Source organism: Nonomuraea sp. NPDC003560, assembly GCF_042878785.1.
GTDB lineage: Bacteria > Actinomycetota > Actinomycetes > Streptosporangiales > Streptosporangiaceae > Nonomuraea.
The window spans coordinates 128,248-143,618 of sequence record NZ_JBIAOF010000016.1 but is presented as its reverse complement, the minus strand read 5'-3'; the positions used below and the strand labels follow the sequence as shown (position 1 = coordinate 143,618).

Sequence of the window (15,371 nt, the reverse complement as noted above, 5' to 3'; positions counted from 1 at the left end):
TGAACGTCAAGCCACTCCATCGGGCCGCTTCCGCAGCGCATATCCGCTCGGACTCATGACGATCGCCGGCATCTGGCGGAAGCCTCAGCCGTATGTGCTGATGAATCGCCCTGCGGCGAGGTGAACAGACAAGGCGATCGCCGGCCGGGTCATGTGCGCCAGAAAAAGTCTGGCGCATGAGTCGCATCTCAATCTGGAGGAATGTCATGACCAAAGTCATACAGAAGCTGAGCGACAGGCTCCTTGTGCTTTTCGTTCCTCGGACCACTGTCCACGCGGGATGTCCCCGGATCTGCGAGCAGGTCCCCATCTGCGGCGAAGGCAACAACTGCGGGTACCGGACCTGCTGCATGATCAGCGTGGGCGGTCGCCAGTGCGGCTGGGACTGCTGAGGATCCGATAGCCGCCGGCACGATCGGTGAGCTCCGTCGGCTCTGACGGAACATCCGTCAGGGCCAACGGAGCCGCCTTTCCCGGCGGATCCGACCTCGGGCCCGGATCGCACAGGCCGCCCCGGCGGCCGCACTTCACAGGAGAGCTGGAACTTGCTTTATATGAATGTGGCCATTGGCCTCCTGAGCGCTCTTTCTCTCTTCAACCTCCTTCTTCTCTTCGGGGTGATTCGGCGCCTGCGGCAGCTTTCCGAGTCCGCGCGACAGCCGGCGCGTCTCGCGGTGGGCGACACGATCGACGACTTCTCCGCGGTGACCACCCGGAACAAAATGGTGACCGCAGGTTCCCTGCAGGACGGCACGGTGGTCGCCTTCATGTCGCCGACCTGTGAACCCTGTAAAGAAATTCTGCCGACCTATATGGAGTTCGCGAGCTCCTCGCAGACCCCGACGCTGACCGTCATGCTGACGACGGACGCCGACGCCGTCGAAGACCTGGGCCGGCTCGAGTCCGTCGGCGACGTGGCCGTCGAGCCCGTTCAAGGGGCGATCTCCACCGCTTTCGGAGTCACCAGCACGCCCACTTTCATCACTGTGGTCAGCGGGAAGATCGCCGACTTCGGCCTTCCCCAAGTCACGGAAGGCGCTCTGGGCTAGGCACATGTGGAAGAAGATGAGCAGCGCAACGCCCGTGAGGAACGCCCTGCCGGCCATTTCCCTCGCCTGGCGGGCGGGAGCGCCCTGGGCGACCTCGATCACCGTTCTCGCCCTACTCTCAGCCCTCACCCCCATCTCGATGGCCTGGCTGACCAAGCTGCTGCTCGACCGGCTGACCCACGGGGCTCAGTTGTCGACGGTGCTCCTGCTGGCCGGGTTCCTCGCGTTCCTCGGTCTGCTGATGTCCGGATCCGCGGCGCTGCGCCGGTACTGCGACGCCGAGCACGACAGAAGGGTCAACCTGTACGCACAGGACACCATCCATCGTGCGGTGAACAACATCTCCGGGCTCTCCAAGTTCGAGGATCCCAAGTTCCTCGATCAGCTCCGGCTCGCGGCGCAGGCCGGCGGGAACACGCCGAGCCAGGTGTTCCAGGCGGCGCTCGGCCTGTTCGCCGGATCGCTCACCATCGGCGGGTTCGCCGTGTCCCTGCTGCTGATCAGCCCGATGATGGCCGCGGCGACGATCGTCGGAGCCGTGCCCATGTTGCTGGCGGAGATCTCGCTGGCCAAGCGGCATGCCGTCCGGATCTGGCGGATGAGCCCCACCGAGAGGCGGGAGATCGCCTACAGCCAGTTGATCTCCACCACCGCGGCGGCGAAGGAGGTCCGCCTGTTCGGCCTGGGTGACTTCTTCCACATGAGGATGCTCAACGAGCGGCGGGCGATCGACGAAGAGAAAAGGCGCATGGACAGGGCGACCCTTCGGGTTCAGTTCGGGCTCGGAGTCCTGGGGGCAGTGACCGCCGGAGCGGGGCTGGTGTGGACGGCCGCGCAAGCACTGAACGGACGGCTCACCCTCGGCGACATCACCATGTACGTCGCCTCCATCGCCGGCGTGCAGGCAGGACTTTCCGCCCTGGTGTCGCTGATCGCCTCCGCGTACCAGCAGTTGACCCTCTTCGGGCACTACCGGGAGATCGTCTCCCTTCCGGCGGAATCTCAGGCCGAGATCAGGAACGTGCCGGCCGCCCTTGATCGCATCGAATTCAAGGACGTGTGGTTCCGGTACGGCCCTGACCATCCGTGGGTGCTTCGCGGCATCAACCTGACCATTCCCTTCGGCAGCAGCCTCGGGCTGGTGGGCGAGAACGGCTCCGGAAAGAGCACCCTGGTCAAGCTGCTGTGCAGGTTCTACGAGCCCACCGAAGGCACGATCCTGTGGAACGGCGTCGACACCCGCGAGATCGACGTGAAGATCCTGCGTTCCAGAATCTCGGCCGTCTTCCAGGACTTCATGGAATATGACCTCTCGGCTGCCGAGAACATAGGCGTCGGGGACATCGAGAAGATCGATGACCGTGCGCTGATCGAGGAGTCGGCCAGGCGAGCGGGCGTTCACCAGACGCTGGCCGCCCTGCCGAAGGGTTACGACAACCTGCTCACCCGATTCTTCCTCGCCTCCGACGACTCGGAGGGCGTACGTCTCTCCGGTGGCCAGGCGCAACGAGTCGCGGTCGCCCGGTCGCTGGTGCGAGAAGGCCGGGACCTGCTCATTCTCGACGAACCGAGCTCGGGCCTCGACGCGGCGGCGGAACACGACATCCACGCCGGCCTCCGGGAGTACCGCAAGGGATCCACCAGCATCCTGATCTCGCATCGCCTGAGCGCGGTTCGCGACGCGGACATGCTCGCGGTGCTGGCCGATGGCGGCATCGCCGAGTGCGGGACGCACAGCGAGCTGATCAGCCTGGACGGCATCTACGCCCGCCTGTTCAACCTGCAGGCCGCGGGTTACCACGAGACGGTACCCGGATGATCGTCCTTGCTGTGGCGGTCCTGGCAGGGCCGGCCCTCGTTCTCGGCTACGTGCTGTTACGGCGGCATCGAATGATCGCGGTCGTGTCCGGGGTCAGCATGTTGCCGAGCTACCGGCCGGGAGACCGGCTGCTCGCACGTCGCCGGCGTCCGCAGGACGCACTTCAGGCGGGCCAGGTCGTCGTCCTGCGGCATCCGCGTCCGGAGGTGGACACGGGCTGGCTGGTCAAGCGCGTCGTCGCCGTGGCGGGTGACGTCGTGCCCGACGGGATCCGCTGTGACGTCATACCGAAGAACCAGATCATTCTGCCGGGCGAGATCGTGCCCGAAGGGCACACGCTCATATTGGGCGACAATCCCGCGCACAGCATGGATTCGCGGCAGCTCGGCTTCATACCGCTGGAAAGCATAAGGGCGACGGTGGTCAGGCGGTTGAACCGCTGACAGCGTCCCTTTTCCTGATGACCGGACAACCCGCAACCGATTGAAGAGAGAGGTTTCACATGATGAGCAACCGTACCGTCCAGATCCAGGACGCTCTGCTGCGGCTCGAAGAGCCGGAGAGCTCGGAGCACGCCGTTTTCTCGGGGAGCGCCGGCTTCCCGCTCGCGACCTACAACATCGCCATTCCGCCGCGTAGCCGGTGAGCCGGGCAGGCGCGTTCACGTCAACAAGTGCAGTTCATTCACTACGGAGGTGGCCTCGGTGGCTGCGGTAGTCACTGCGGAGGCGCGGGCCGGCGTGCCGGCGCTGCCGGATTCCTCTCCACGGACGAGAAGGGCTTCACATGATGAGCAACCGTACAGTCCAGATCCAGGATGCTCTGCTGCGGCTCGAAGAGCCGGAGAGCTCGGAGCACGCCGTTTTCTCGGGGAGCGCCGGCTTCCCGCTCGCCACCTACAACATCGCCGTTCCGCCGCGTAGCCGGTGAGCCGGGCAGGCGTTCTCGCTTTCTCACCGAGCCTGCGCGCGTAGCTCTCTCGGGCCGGTCCGCCGACCGGCCCGAGAGGTGCCCTGCCTGCTCGGCCGACCGTCAACAAGTGCAGTTCACTCACTACGGAGGTGGCCTCGGTGGCTGCGGTAGTCACTGCGGAGGCATGGGCCGGCGTGTCGGCGCTTCTGGACTCCTATCTGCGAATCTCGGCTGCCGATCAGCTGGTGATTCTCTACACGGCCGAATGCCGCCCGCCCGCGGCCTGGATCCTGGTCGCGGCGGAGGAACGCGGGCTGTCGCCTGTCGCGCTCGCCATGCGGCCCATGGAGGACCCCTCTCTGGTCCCCCGCCTGCGCGAGGCGCTGCTCCCCTCGACGCGCCGGTCCAACAGGGTGGTGCTTCTCACGCTGGAGAAGAACAGCGTGTCCCACTTCGCCGTTCTGCGGGAAGCCCAGGACCTGCTCGGCGATGACCGCTGCGATGTCGTACGCGTCACCAACGCCGGTCCCGAGCTCTTCTCCCATGCCTTCAACACCACGCCCGCGGAGCTGAGCGCGTACAACGCCTCGCTGTACGGGCGTCTGCGGAAGGCGCGGAAGGTCACCATCAGGACCTCGCGTGGCACGCACCTGGAAATCGAACTCGATCAGGCACGTTTCACCTGGACCAGTAACCGGGGCACCCTCAGGAAGGGCGCCTTTCTGGTGCTGCCCGCCGGCGAGCTCGCGACCTATCCGGCCCGCATCAATGGACGTCTGGTCGCCGACGCCGCCTTCAACGCCAACATTTACACGACGCTGGATGCACGCCTCGGCGCCCGTCCCGTGACCGTCGACATCGTGGAAGGGCAGGCTGTGGACTTTTCCTGCGACGATGCCCAGGTCGCCGAACTGATCGAGATGTGCTGGGCCGTTCCGCACGCGCGCCGCGTGGGGGAGCTGGGCTTCGGCACCAACGCCGGCATCGACCGGCTCGTTCCGCTCAACTCCCACATCAACGAACGTTTTCCTGGCGTTCATGTCGGCTTCGGAGAACACAATCAGCCGTTCCAGATCGTCGACTACCGCTGCGACGTTCATTTCGATCTCATCGCGACGGGCGGCATCGTCACTCTGGACGACGGAAGTGAGATCGATCTGTCGAGACCGGCGGATGACGGGACACCGCATCCCGACGGTGTCAACGACGAGGACATCGACGGTGACTGCTGCGTGCTGAGCTTCGATCAGTGCAGAGTCCTCAGCCTGCCGGTCCGGAGCCGGTGATCCGCCTGGCCGTGACCAGGAGTCGTGAAAGAGAATCGAAGCCGGCATGACCCTCCCCGATGTCCCAGCTCAAGGCGAAAGGTCCCAAGGCTCCGCACCTCTTACCAGGAACCTGCCATTCCTCGGTTATCTCGCCGCCCGGGCGCAATCGCAGATCGGTTCGTCCATCACGGCGACGGCCACCCCGCTCATCGCCGCGACGTGGATGGGGGCGAGCGCCACACAGATGGGGCTGCTGGTCGCCGTCCCGTTCGTCTCACGGGTCGCCGGACGGCTCCTGGCCGCCGTCCTGGTTGAGCGCTCACGCTCGCGTGTCACTGCCCTGGCGGCCATCGAGGTGACGTCCGGTCTGTGCGTCGTCGCCGTCACCCTCCTGGCCGTCTCCCACGACCTGTCGATCCCGGGGCTCATCGCCCTGGTCTCGATCATCGCCGGGTTGTCCGGGGCGTTCGGGTCCTTCTCCGCGCCTGTTGTCCTGGATCTCGTCGATCCCGGCCGGCTGACCAAGGCCAACGGGGCGATGGCCGGGGTCGCGCACCTCTCCACCATCGCCGGACCCGGGATCTTCGGTCTTCTCCTCCAGTTCCTGGCGATGCCCTTGGTGCTGGTCGTGGACGCGCTCAGCTATTTCGTGTCGGCCCTTCTGACCCTGCCGCTCCGTCGGCGGGCCCTGCCGCGTACCCAGGCGAGAGTGCCGGACCGGGGCCTTCGAGGCTTCCGGCACGTGTTCCGTGGGGACATCCGGGTCTATATGGCGGGCGCCGCGCTCATCTGCCTGATCAACGGTGCTGTCATCGCCCTGCTCCCCTTGTACGCGACGCGTGATCTCGGCCTGTCGGCCGACGCGTACGCGGTCATCCTGGCCACCGGCGCGGCGGGCGGCCTCATCGGATCCGCCACCGCCTCCTTCTGGGAGACCAAGCTGGGCAGGAACCGGGCGGCGTTCGTGGCGGGCGCTCTGGCCACGGGGGCGACGGGATTCCTCGTGTTCGCGGACAAGGGCTTGTCCGGGGCGCTGGGCTGCGGTGCCTACGAACTGGTCGGCAGCGTCGGCGGCAGCGTCTTCGTCGTCCTCATGATGTCGGCGATACCCGTATCCGTCCCGTCGGACGCGGTCGCGAGATCGATGGCCGTCGGCGCTCTCGTTCTCGAGCTCGGCACGGCGATCGGAGCGGCGGCCGGTGGAGTCATGGGAACGGCTGCCGGCCTCCGTTCGACCGTGGAGCTCTGCCTGTACGTCGCCGCCACCGTGCTCCTGGCCGTCGCCCTGCGAGGCGGCCTGTCGGCCGTGAGGTCTCGTTCCTGAGGACGCAAGGGCTGACGCCCTTCCCCGGCGGGGTGGCGGTCGGCTCTTGACGTCCTCCGCCCTCAGGCGCGCCGGATGTGCGGAGCTGGTGCGGTCACCAGGTCACGGGGAGCTCGTACACCCCGTACACCTGGCCGTCGTGCTTGAAGGGGATCTTCTCGAAGTCGGTGGCCAGGGCCAGGGTGGGGATGCGCCTGTAGAGCGTGCCGTAGGCGACCTGCAGCTCCAGCCGGGCCAGGGGCTGGCCCAGGCACTGATGGACGCCGAAGCCGAAGGCCACGTGCCGGCGGGCGTCGCGGCGCACGTCCAGCTCGTCGGGGGCGGGGAAGATCTCGGGGTCGCGGTTGCCGATGTCGTTGGCCACGATGATGCCCTCGCCCGCGCGGATGACCTGGCCGCCGATCTCGATGTCCTCCTTGGCCACTCGGCGGCGTCCGCCGTGGGTGATGTTCAGGTAGCGCAGCAGCTCCTCCACCGCGCCCGCGATCAGCGCGGGGTCGTCGCTCCCGCGCAGCAGGGCGAGCTGGCCGGGATGCCGGAGCAGCGCGAGGGTGCCGAGGGCGATCATGTTGGCGGTGGTCTCGTGGCCGGCCACGAGCAGCAGCACCCCCATCTGGGCCGCCTCCTGCCTGGTCAGCTCACCCGCCGTGACCCGGGCGGCCACCTGGGACAGCAGGTCGTCGCCGGGGCGGACGAGCTTGTCGCCGACGAGCCCGTCCAGGTACTGCCGCAGCCGCCCGCCCGCGGCCGTCCGGTCCTCGACCGACACGTCACGCTTGACGATGATCTGGCTGTTGTCCTGGAAGAAGTCGTGGTCGGTGTACGGGACGCCGAGCAGCTCGCAGATCACCAGCGACGGCACCGGCAGCGCGAACGCCTCCACCAGGTTCACCGGCCTCGGCCTCGCCAGCAGGTCGTCGATGAGACGGTCGACGATGCGCTGCACGGCCGGGCGCATGGTCTCGACCCGCTTGACGGTGAACGCCCCTTGCACCATGCGGCGCAGCCGGTGGTGCTCGGGGTCGTCCATGAAGACGAAGCTGATCGCGCTGTCGGGCCGGTTGGGCGCCAGGACCGGCAGCGGGTAGCCGGGCCGGGTGACGTCGGAGCTGACCTGCGGATGGCTCAGCACCGCCTTCTGCTCGGCGTAGCCGGTGACCAGCCACACGGTGCCGCCGTCGCGCAGCCGTGCCCGGGTCAGCGGCGCGTCCTGCCGGAGCGCCTGCAGGGCCGGCGGCGGGTCGAAGGGGCACGCCGCCGCCCTGACACCGGGGAACTCGGGCAACGAGCCGGACACGTCCTGATCTGGGGCGGCCGTCATGACGGTGTTCCTTCCCCTTGCCTGGCCCGGACGGCGCTCATCGACTTCCCGCCTGACGCACCCGCGCTCGCCGTTGTCATGTCCAGTAACCGACGCGCGCCCTGGTAAGTCAAGCGCCTGCTTCGAGGAGCTCCGTGATCGAAGTGTTCTGGACGACAACCCATCAGTATGCGAATATGTGTTCGATTATTGAAGATCGTCAACGGAGGCGAGCCCCGCAGTCATGCCGGGACGTCTCCAGAACGGAGTGCCTGTGCGCACATCGACCTCTGCCCGTGCTCCTCTGCCCCGCCGATCAGTCGCGTGGGCCGGGCCCCTGCTCCTGGCGGCGGCCCTGCTCGTCACCCAGACGCCCACCGCCGCGACCGCCGCGGACGCCGCGACCGTCTCCGACCTCGGCGTCGCCGGGGAGGGCGGCGACGTGGTGGCGCGCAACAGGAAGGTCTTCGTCGCCGCCGGCGACCGGATCGTGGTCACCTCCACCGACGGCAAGGTCGTCGGCACGATCCCCGGCCTGTCCGGCGCCGTCGCCCTGGCCTCGCCGGAGGACGGCAGGAAGGTGTACGCGGCGCTGCGCGGTTCGAACGAGGTGATCGAGATCGACAGCACCACCCTCGCCATCAGCAGGCGCATCGACCTCACCGCGTACCCGTGCCCGTCGAGCCTGGCGCAGGAGTACGACCGGCTGTGGATCGGGTTCGGCTGCGGCGGAGCGGGCGGAGGAGGCGTCCTCGGCCTCGTCACGTCGGCGGCGACCCCCACCCTCGTCCGGGTCGGGCCGGCCACGACCGGTGCCCCGCTCGTCGCCGTCGCCGGGAACACGCTGGTGGCGGGGGAGTCCGGGGTCAGCCCCGCCACGGTCAAGGTGTACGACATCAGCACCACGCCGCCCACGTCGAGCGGCGAGATCCGGGGGGACGCGAACGGCCTGCCGGCCCTGCGCGATCTCGCGCTCGCCGAGCACGGCGCGACGGCGCTGTCGGCGCTGAACGACACCCGCCGGTTCGACGCCTGGGACACGGCGGCCCTGACGCGGGGCCGCGCCTACGCCGACAACGGCTTCGGCGACCAGGGCGTCCCCGTCACCGTCGGGGCCAGCCCGAACGACGCCTACGTCGTGGGCGGCTGGAACTCCCAGGCAGGCGACGCGGCCGAGCTCGTGGTGTACGACGCGACCACCTCGGAGGTCATCTACACGGCCGCCCACCAGGGGAAGACCGTGGTGGCGGGCAGCGTCGAGTTCTACGGCACCGTCACCTTCGCGGTCCTGAAGGAGCCCGGCACCGGCCGCATGCACCTCTGGCGGCTGCCGCCCTCGCCCTACCACTCCTCCACGCTCACCCTGACGGCTCCCGCCAAGGTGACCACGCTCCAGGAGTCGGCCTTCACCGGACGGGTCACGCTGAGCAGCGGACTGCCGCCCGGCGTGCAGACGCTCGAACTGTACCGCTGGCTCCCCGACGGCACCTCCAGGCCGTTCGAGGAGGTCACCACGGCGGCGGACGGGACCTACCGGTTCACCGACACGCCGCCGTCCACCGGGGCGTACAAGTACCAGGTGTACTGGCCGGGCAACTCATGGTTCCGGGGGAGCGGCTCCTCGGTGACCGTCACGGTGGGCCCGTACGAGCCGACGCTCACCGTGACCGGACCGGCGACGGGCCGCGTCGGCACGCGCCTCGCGTTCAGCGGCACCTTCGGCGCCGACGGCATCACCTTCCCGCGGACGACCGTCACCGTCTCGCTGCGGGTCGTCGGCCCGGACGGCGCCGTCACCTCGAGGAGCGTGGCGAAACTGGTCCCCACCCCCGACGGGACGTTCAGCTTCTCCGACACGCCGACCGCGGCCGGTGAGCACACCTACACCGTCGACCTGGCGGGCAACTCGGACGTGGGGCCGGCGCGCACCACCCACGTGGTCGCCGTCCGCTAGCGGCCCGCGCGACGTCCTGACGCCGGGCGCTTCAGGCGGCTTCCAGGACGAAGACGCTTCAGGCGGCTTCCAGGACGAAGAACAGGAAGCACAGGAACCGCGCGCCGGAGATCTCGCGGAGCTCGTCGGGGAACAGCTCGCGGGCCTCCGGCGCGTACGGCGGTTCACTGATCACGGTGATGCGGAAACCCGCCGCGGTGAAGGCTTCGGTCATCGCGTGCAGCGGCCGGTCCCAGAAGCTCAGCCGGCTGGTCTGCCCGCCCATGGTCCACTCCTCGACCCGGTTGCGGGCTCCGAAGTAAACCGGCTTCTCCCCGGCCTTGTGCTGCGTGAGGGTGATGACGAAGGGGTGCTCGACCGAGACGAGGAGCCGGCCGCCGGGCCGCAGCACGCGTCGCAGCTCGGCCAGCGCCGGCCCCCAGTCCTCCAGGTAGTGCAGCACCAGCGACGCGATGACGTCGTCGAAGGCGTCGTCGGGGAAGGGCAGCGGGCCGGCCAGGTCGGCGACCCGCAGGTCCGCCTCGGGGCCCAGCCTCCGCCGGGCCATCTCCAGCATCCCGGCGCTCGCGTCGACGCCGGTCACGACGGCGCCCCGATCGCGCAGCTCGGCGAACAGGGGGCCCGAGCCGCACCCGGCGTCGAGGATGCGCCGGCCGGTCACGTCCCCGGCGAGCTCCAGCATCGCGGGCCGCTCGTAGTACGCGTTCACCAGGCTGGTCTCGTTCTCGGCCGTGTAACCTTCGGCGATCGCGTCGTAGGCGTTGCTCTCGGGCGAGTCCGCGACGCGGTTCTCGGGCATGGTCGTCATAGGGGCCATTCTGGCCCGCATGTCCCGGGGGCGCGGAGATGCGGCCCGTCCGCCGGCCCCGGCTGGTCGTCCGTCCTGTCGAGCAGCAGGGCGGCCGCCCGGGTGAGCACCTGGGCCCGGGTGCGGCCGCCGTGGTCGGCGGCCAGGAAGTGTTCGCCGATCGCCACGCAGAAGGCCAGGAGGCTGCGGGCCTCGACCTCCTCGGGGTCGGAGCAGAAGCTGCCGATCATCTCGCGCAGCAGCGCCATGCGCCGGTTGTCCACCCGCCGCAGGCGTTCGGCGACCGCCTCGTCGCGCCTGGCCCAGTCGCGGACGGCGAGGTCGATGGGCAGCAGGCGGTCGTCGGAGAAGGTGAGCACGCCGGCGCGCTGGATCTTGGTCCGCGGGTCGCCGCCCTCGCGTTCGACGCGCTCGATCACCTCGTCGGTGCTCTCCCGCTCCCAGGTGTCCAGCATCGCCTCAAGCAGTGCCTCCCGGTCGGCGAAGTACCCGTAGAACCCGCCTTTGGTGACGCCGAGCCGCTTGGCCAGCGCCTCCACGCGCACCGCGTCGGGACCGCCGGCGGCCAGCGCCCGCAACCCCTCCTCGATCCACCCCTCCCGTGTCGTACGGACCGCGCCCACAGTGTGTGCCACCTCACTCGGAACATATGTATACGCCACCGTATAACCGTGGCTAACCTCAGTATATACGGCAGCGTATAGATAAGGAGGGGTCATGAGGCTGGCGAACGCCGCCCACACCGGACGGCCCTGGCGCATCCATGACATCGCCGCAGATTTCGAGCTGGAGGACGTCTGGGTGATCCGCACCCCCGGCGCCGGACGGGAGGACTTCTCAGCCGTGCTCGCCGCGTTGCGCGACTCCAGCGGCGGCCCCCTGCCGCTGCGGCTGCTGCTCGCGGCGCGCTGGAAGCTGGGCGCCCTGTTCGGCTGGGACAGGGCGTCGGCGGGCGTCGGAAGGCGCGTCCCGTCGTTGCGTGAGCGCCTGCCGGCCGACCTGCGCCGGGCCCCGCACGACTCCGACGCCGGCCTGGCGCCCTTCTCCCCGGTCTACGCCCTGGACGACGAATGCGCGCTGGAGCTGGCGAACCGCACCGTGCACGCGGTGATGCACCTGGCATGGGCGCCGGCCGCCGGTGGTGGGCAAGAGCTGCGCATGGCCGTCCTCGTGCGCCCCAACGGCCTGCTGGGACGGTGCTACATGTCCGCCATCACGCCGTTCCGCCGCGCCCTCGTCCTGCCGGCCTTCGTCCGGCGGCTGGAGCGCGCCTGGCGGGAGCGCGACGCGGGCGTCCTGGAGTCCGCCGTCGGGACGGGCGGCATCCCGCCGTCCGTCCGCGCGCTGAGCTCCTTGCCCGTCGTCGACTACGCCGACCACTTCGCCCTCACCGTGAACGCCGTCGCCGCCGAGGCCGGGGCGACGGCGGAGCGGTGGGCGCGGGCGATGTTCGGCGACGTGCCCAGCGCGGGGGAGCGGTTCATCTGGCGAGGTCTCCTGGGGCTCCGGCTCGCCCGCGGCCGCTCGCCCGCCACCGTGGCCGGGTGGCGGATCGCCGCGCGGGGCGACGACTGGATCCGGCTGGAGACCGCGTCCTGGTTCCTGACCGCCAACCTCGTCGTCCGGGCGGCGGACGGGCGGGTGTCGCTCACCACCCTCCTGCGCTACGACCGGCGCCTCGGGCGCGTCGTGTGGCCGCCGCTGTCGGCGATCCATCGCCGGCTGGCTCCCGGGCTGCTCCGGGGCGCCGCCGCACGGATGACCCGCGGGACTCCTTCCTCGACGCGGCCGGCGGCTACGTGACCAGCGAACGCGAGCTGCTGTCCGCCTGCAGGAAGGGCGCCGACCCCCTGGAGGTGGGTGAACGGGTGCGGAGCCTGCTGGCGGCTCTCCCGCCCCGGACCGAGCGGCCTGGCCCCGGCGCGCCGCCCCCGACGCGGGTGATCCACCGCCGCATGGCCCTGGCCGTGCAGGAAGCGCTCAAGCACGTCGGCAGGATCTTCCGGTACGTCACCGGGCGCACGATCAGCGAGTACCGCAACGAACTGAGGGTGCGGGCCGTGCTGGAGCACCTGGCCGACGGCGGCGCCCAGCTCGCCGAGCCGGCCACCATGTACGGCTTCGCCGACCACGCGCACCTGACCCGGACGGTCCGCAAGCACCTCGCCGAGACGCCCAGCGCCCTGCGCGCCCGCCTCGACCCCGGCGAACTCTGATCGTCACGTGACCCGCCGGCCACCCCGTCCGGTGGCTATTGTGATCACCGACATGCAGGGCAAGAGGGCGGATGGTCATGACATCGGCACAGCCTGGTCACCTGGTCGGCGGGCGTTACCGGCTGGTCGCCCTTCTTGGCGCCGGCGGGTTCGGGCAGGTCTGGCGCGCCCACGACCAGGTCCTGGACGTCGAGGTGGCGATCAAGGAACTGCGGCTGCCGCCCGGCCTGCCGCAGGCGGAGCAGGACAGGCGGCTGGAGCGCACCGCGCGCGAGGCGCGCAACGCCGTCCGGCTGCGGGCGCACGAGAACGTCGTCGCCGTCCACGACGTCGTCCAGGACGGGCTGCCCTGGATCGTGATGGAGCTGGTCGAGGGCCGGTCACTGCAGGAGCACCTCGACACGCACGGGCCGTTGCCGGTGGACCGCGCCGCACAGCTGGCCGCCGGGCTGATGGCGGCGCTCGGCGCGGCGCATCGGGCCGGCATCGTGCACCGCGACGTCAAGCCGGCCAACGTCATGCTCGCCGCGGACGGCAAGGTGCTGCTCACCGACTTCGGCATCGCCGTCCACACCGCCGACACCGCCCTGACGACCGCCGGGATGCTCGTCGGCTCACCCGAGTACACGGCCCCCGAACGGTTGCGCGGCACCGACGGGCTCCCGGCCAGTGACCTGTTCTCCCTCGGTGTGACCCTCTACCAGGCCGTCGAGGGCGTCTCGCCGTTCCGCCGCGACACCCAGCCGGCGACGCTGACCGCCGTCCTGCTGGCGGAGCCCCCGCCGCCACGCCGGGCCGGGCGGCTCGCGCCGCTCATCGCCCGGCTGCTCGACAAGGAGCCGCGCGGCAGGCCGACCGTCGAGGAGGCGCTGGCCCTGCTCGGCGAGCAGCAGCCGGGCCGGGACGAGGCCGGCGACCGCACCAAGGTCCTGCCGTCGGCCGGGATCCCCGCGCGGGGGTGGCAGCGCAGGGCCGTCACGGTGCTGACGGCGGCCGTCGGCGTGCTCGCTGCGCTCGGTCTCACGAAGGCGCTCGGCCTCGTCGAGGCCGGCGACCCCTGGGGTTACCTGAGCTCGCTGGTGACGGGACACCGTTGGGGCGCCGCCCTGGCCGCGGTCCTCGTCCTGGACGCCGGCCTGGCCGGCCTGCTGTGCGCCCGGGTCGCCCGGCTCCTGACGCCGCTCACCGGGACGACCGTCGCGGTCGCCGGGGGCGCCGCCGGGTTCCTCGCCGGGATCGGCGCCGTGGCGCTCGCCTTCGACGGCATCGCCGTGCTCCTGGCCATGGCCGACGTCGAGCGTGGCGACCGGATCTGGGTGATCCCGTTGATCGTGATCACGTCCGTCCTGGTGCTCACGGCCGGTTGGGCCTGGGAGTCGAGGCGCCGGGCACACCCGTCGTAGGGGCGTCCGCCGGTCAGCGGGGCCGGCTGAGGGCGGTCTCGGCCAGATCCGTCCACTGCTCGGCCGAGGAGTGCGGCACGACCACCCAGTCCTTGACCACCCTGCCCGTGCCCGAGGGGTCGAACAGGCACGCCCCGGCCAGCTCCAGCGCGGCCGCGTGCTCAGGGGTGTCCCTGACCAGCCGGAACACCATCGCGCCGTCACGCTGCAGGCTGGCGAACACCTTGCCCGCCTGATCCTTGAGCGCCGGCCTCCCCATCATCCTGGAGACCCGCACCCCCAGGTCGGCCAGCTCGGCGCCGACCTGCTGGAAATCCTCTTCCGCGCTCATCGTCAGTCGGCCCCAGACTCCATGGCGGCGCGGGGCCGAGCGGCTCGGCTCCGGCACTCCGGCAGAAACGGCGATCAGGCTAGCAGGACCATGCCGAACCGGGAGAACTCGCGTTCCCGGGCCGCGTCCGGCGCTCTTCCCCTGACGCAGGGTCAATGTCCCAGCATGGGGGCATGACCTCTCCGACCAGTACGAACCGCCCGCCGTCCGGCGAGCTGACCGCCCACCACGACGGCCTCACGATCCCGCTGTCCCGCGGCGGACGGGGCCGCCCGCTGGTGCTGTGCCCCGGGCTGAACGCGACCCGGGCCGACCTCGGCGAGCTGATCGAGCTGCTGCGGCGCGACCACGACGTGGTCACCTTCGACCTGCGCGGCCACGGCCGCACCCCGGCCGCGGACCGGTACTCCTTCGAGGCGTTCCTCGGCGACCTGGACGCCGTGATGGCCCGGGTGGGCCGGCTCGGCCTCGGCGAGCCCCCCGTGCTCGTGGGGTACTCGCTGGGGGCCGACCTGGCCGTGCACCACGCCGCCCGGCATCCCGGGGGCGTCGCCGGGCTCGTCCTGATCGACGGGGCGAACCCGGTGCCCGAGCCGTTCCTCACCGAGGACGTCCTACCGGCGTTCCGGGCGATGTGGGCGGAGCTGGCCGCGCGGCAGCAGGCCCGGCGCGGCACCCCGCGCCAGGTGCTGCTCACCGCGCGCCAGATCCTCGACCTGAACGTCGAGATCGACGTGGTCCGGTCCGAGATCCTGTCCCGGTACCCCCTGATCGACCGGCCGATCAGCATGATCATGTCGACCTCGATGGCCGGCGAGGGCGGCGGCCCCGCCGCGCGGTTCAACCGCAACTGGCGGGCCGGGATCGAGCGGCTCGTCCGGCGGCAGCCGCGCATCGCCACGACCTGGCTCGACGCCGACCACGGGCTGGTCTTCACGCACGCCACCGAGATCGCCCGGATCATCCGGCAGGCGGCTTCTTGACGAC

16 protein-coding genes are annotated in these 15,371 nt (G+C 70.3%); 12 read left to right on the top strand and 4 right to left on the bottom strand.

All coding sequences use genetic code 11. The features are described 5' to 3' along the window. The first annotated feature begins 554 nt into the window (after window positions 1-554). The 7 genes from ACFYUV_RS45035 (at window position 555) to ACFYUV_RS45005 (ending at window position 6,372) form a co-directional block, all read left to right on the top strand. Window positions 555-1,049 carry a thioredoxin family protein gene (locus ACFYUV_RS45035; RefSeq protein WP_387680719.1) on the top strand — a complete coding sequence of 165 codons (495 nt, stop codon included), beginning with the start codon at window positions 555-557 and terminating at the stop codon, window positions 1,047-1,049. A gap of 4 nt (window positions 1,050-1,053) precedes the next feature. Next, window positions 1,054-2,868, top strand: a complete 1,815-nt coding sequence (locus tag ACFYUV_RS45030; protein ID WP_387680717.1) for an ABC transporter ATP-binding protein — start codon at window positions 1,054-1,056, stop codon at window positions 2,866-2,868. Continuing rightward, window positions 2,865-3,311, top strand: a complete 447-nt coding sequence (locus ACFYUV_RS45025; protein WP_387680714.1) for a S26 family signal peptidase — start codon at window positions 2,865-2,867, stop codon at window positions 3,309-3,311. The genes ACFYUV_RS45030 and ACFYUV_RS45025 overlap by 4 nt, the downstream gene beginning before the upstream one ends. A gap of 59 nt (window positions 3,312-3,370) precedes the next feature. After that, the gene (locus ACFYUV_RS45020) at window positions 3,371-3,514 is read left to right on the top strand and encodes a hypothetical protein (RefSeq protein ID WP_387680711.1); all 144 of its coding nucleotides are present in this window, start codon (window positions 3,371-3,373) and stop codon (window positions 3,512-3,514) included. Between the two features lie 140 nt (window positions 3,515-3,654). Beyond that, entirely contained in the window at window positions 3,655-3,798 is a 144-nt protein-coding gene (locus ACFYUV_RS45015) for a hypothetical protein (protein WP_387680708.1), read from the top strand. Between the two features lie 140 nt (window positions 3,799-3,938). Continuing rightward, window positions 3,939-5,066: a hypothetical protein gene (locus ACFYUV_RS45010; protein WP_387680705.1), complete on the top strand. Its 1,128-nt coding sequence runs from the start codon at window positions 3,939-3,941 to the stop codon at window positions 5,064-5,066. A 46-nt stretch (window positions 5,067-5,112) separates the two neighbouring features. Further along, a complete protein-coding gene (locus ACFYUV_RS45005) occupies window positions 5,113-6,372 on the top strand; it encodes an MFS transporter (protein WP_387680702.1) in 1,260 nt (419 codons plus the stop codon). Window positions 6,373-6,466: 94 nt separating this feature from the next. Here the strand turns inward: ACFYUV_RS45005 and ACFYUV_RS45000 are convergent, their stop codons facing one another. Continuing rightward, on the bottom strand, window positions 6,467-7,693 hold the full coding sequence (locus ACFYUV_RS45000) for a cytochrome P450 (protein WP_387680699.1): 1,227 nt from the start codon (window positions 7,691-7,693) through the stop codon (window positions 6,467-6,469). A 253-nt stretch (window positions 7,694-7,946) separates the two neighbouring features. On the opposite strand from ACFYUV_RS45000, the gene ACFYUV_RS44995 reads away from it, so the two are divergent. Next, window positions 7,947-9,626, top strand: coding sequence for a YncE family protein (locus ACFYUV_RS44995; RefSeq protein ID WP_387680696.1), 1,680 nt, complete (start codon window positions 7,947-7,949; stop codon window positions 9,624-9,626). A gap of 58 nt (window positions 9,627-9,684) precedes the next feature. On the opposite strand, the gene ACFYUV_RS44990 is transcribed toward ACFYUV_RS44995, so the two are convergent. Beyond that, window positions 9,685-10,443 carry a class I SAM-dependent methyltransferase gene (locus tag ACFYUV_RS44990; protein WP_387680693.1) on the bottom strand — a complete coding sequence of 253 codons (759 nt, stop codon included), beginning with the start codon at window positions 10,441-10,443 and terminating at the stop codon, window positions 9,685-9,687. After that, window positions 10,431-11,069: a TetR/AcrR family transcriptional regulator gene (locus ACFYUV_RS44985; protein WP_387680690.1), complete on the bottom strand. Its 639-nt coding sequence runs from the start codon at window positions 11,067-11,069 to the stop codon at window positions 10,431-10,433. Before ACFYUV_RS44985 ends, ACFYUV_RS44990 begins: the two co-directional genes overlap by 13 nt. Window positions 11,070-11,151: 82 nt before the next feature. Here ACFYUV_RS44985 and ACFYUV_RS44980 point away from each other — a divergent pair, with 82 nt between their 5' ends. The 3 genes from ACFYUV_RS44980 to ACFYUV_RS44970 all read left to right on the top strand — a co-directional run bounded on the left by ACFYUV_RS44980 (window position 11,152) and on the right by ACFYUV_RS44970 (window position 14,053). Further along, entirely contained in the window at window positions 11,152-12,237 is a 1,086-nt protein-coding gene (locus ACFYUV_RS44980; RefSeq protein WP_387680687.1) for a DUF2867 domain-containing protein, read from the top strand. Then, on the top strand, window positions 12,234-12,650 hold the full coding sequence (locus ACFYUV_RS44975) for a helix-turn-helix domain-containing protein (RefSeq protein ID WP_387680685.1): 417 nt from the start codon (window positions 12,234-12,236) through the stop codon (window positions 12,648-12,650). Before ACFYUV_RS44980 ends, ACFYUV_RS44975 begins: the two co-directional genes overlap by 4 nt. Window positions 12,651-12,727: 77 nt before the next feature. After that, window positions 12,728-14,053 carry a serine/threonine-protein kinase gene (locus ACFYUV_RS44970; RefSeq protein WP_387680682.1) on the top strand — a complete coding sequence of 442 codons (1,326 nt, stop codon included), beginning with the start codon at window positions 12,728-12,730 and terminating at the stop codon, window positions 14,051-14,053. 13 nt (window positions 14,054-14,066) lie between these two features. On the opposite strand, the gene ACFYUV_RS44965 is transcribed toward ACFYUV_RS44970, so the two are convergent. Next, a complete protein-coding gene (locus ACFYUV_RS44965; protein ID WP_387680679.1) occupies window positions 14,067-14,384 on the bottom strand; it encodes a hypothetical protein in 318 nt (105 codons plus the stop codon). A 173-nt stretch (window positions 14,385-14,557) separates the two neighbouring features. On the opposite strand from ACFYUV_RS44965, the gene ACFYUV_RS44960 reads away from it, so the two are divergent. Beyond that, a complete protein-coding gene (locus tag ACFYUV_RS44960; RefSeq protein ID WP_387680677.1) occupies window positions 14,558-15,367 on the top strand; it encodes an alpha/beta fold hydrolase in 810 nt (269 codons plus the stop codon). Window positions 15,368-15,371 lie beyond the last annotated feature (4 nt).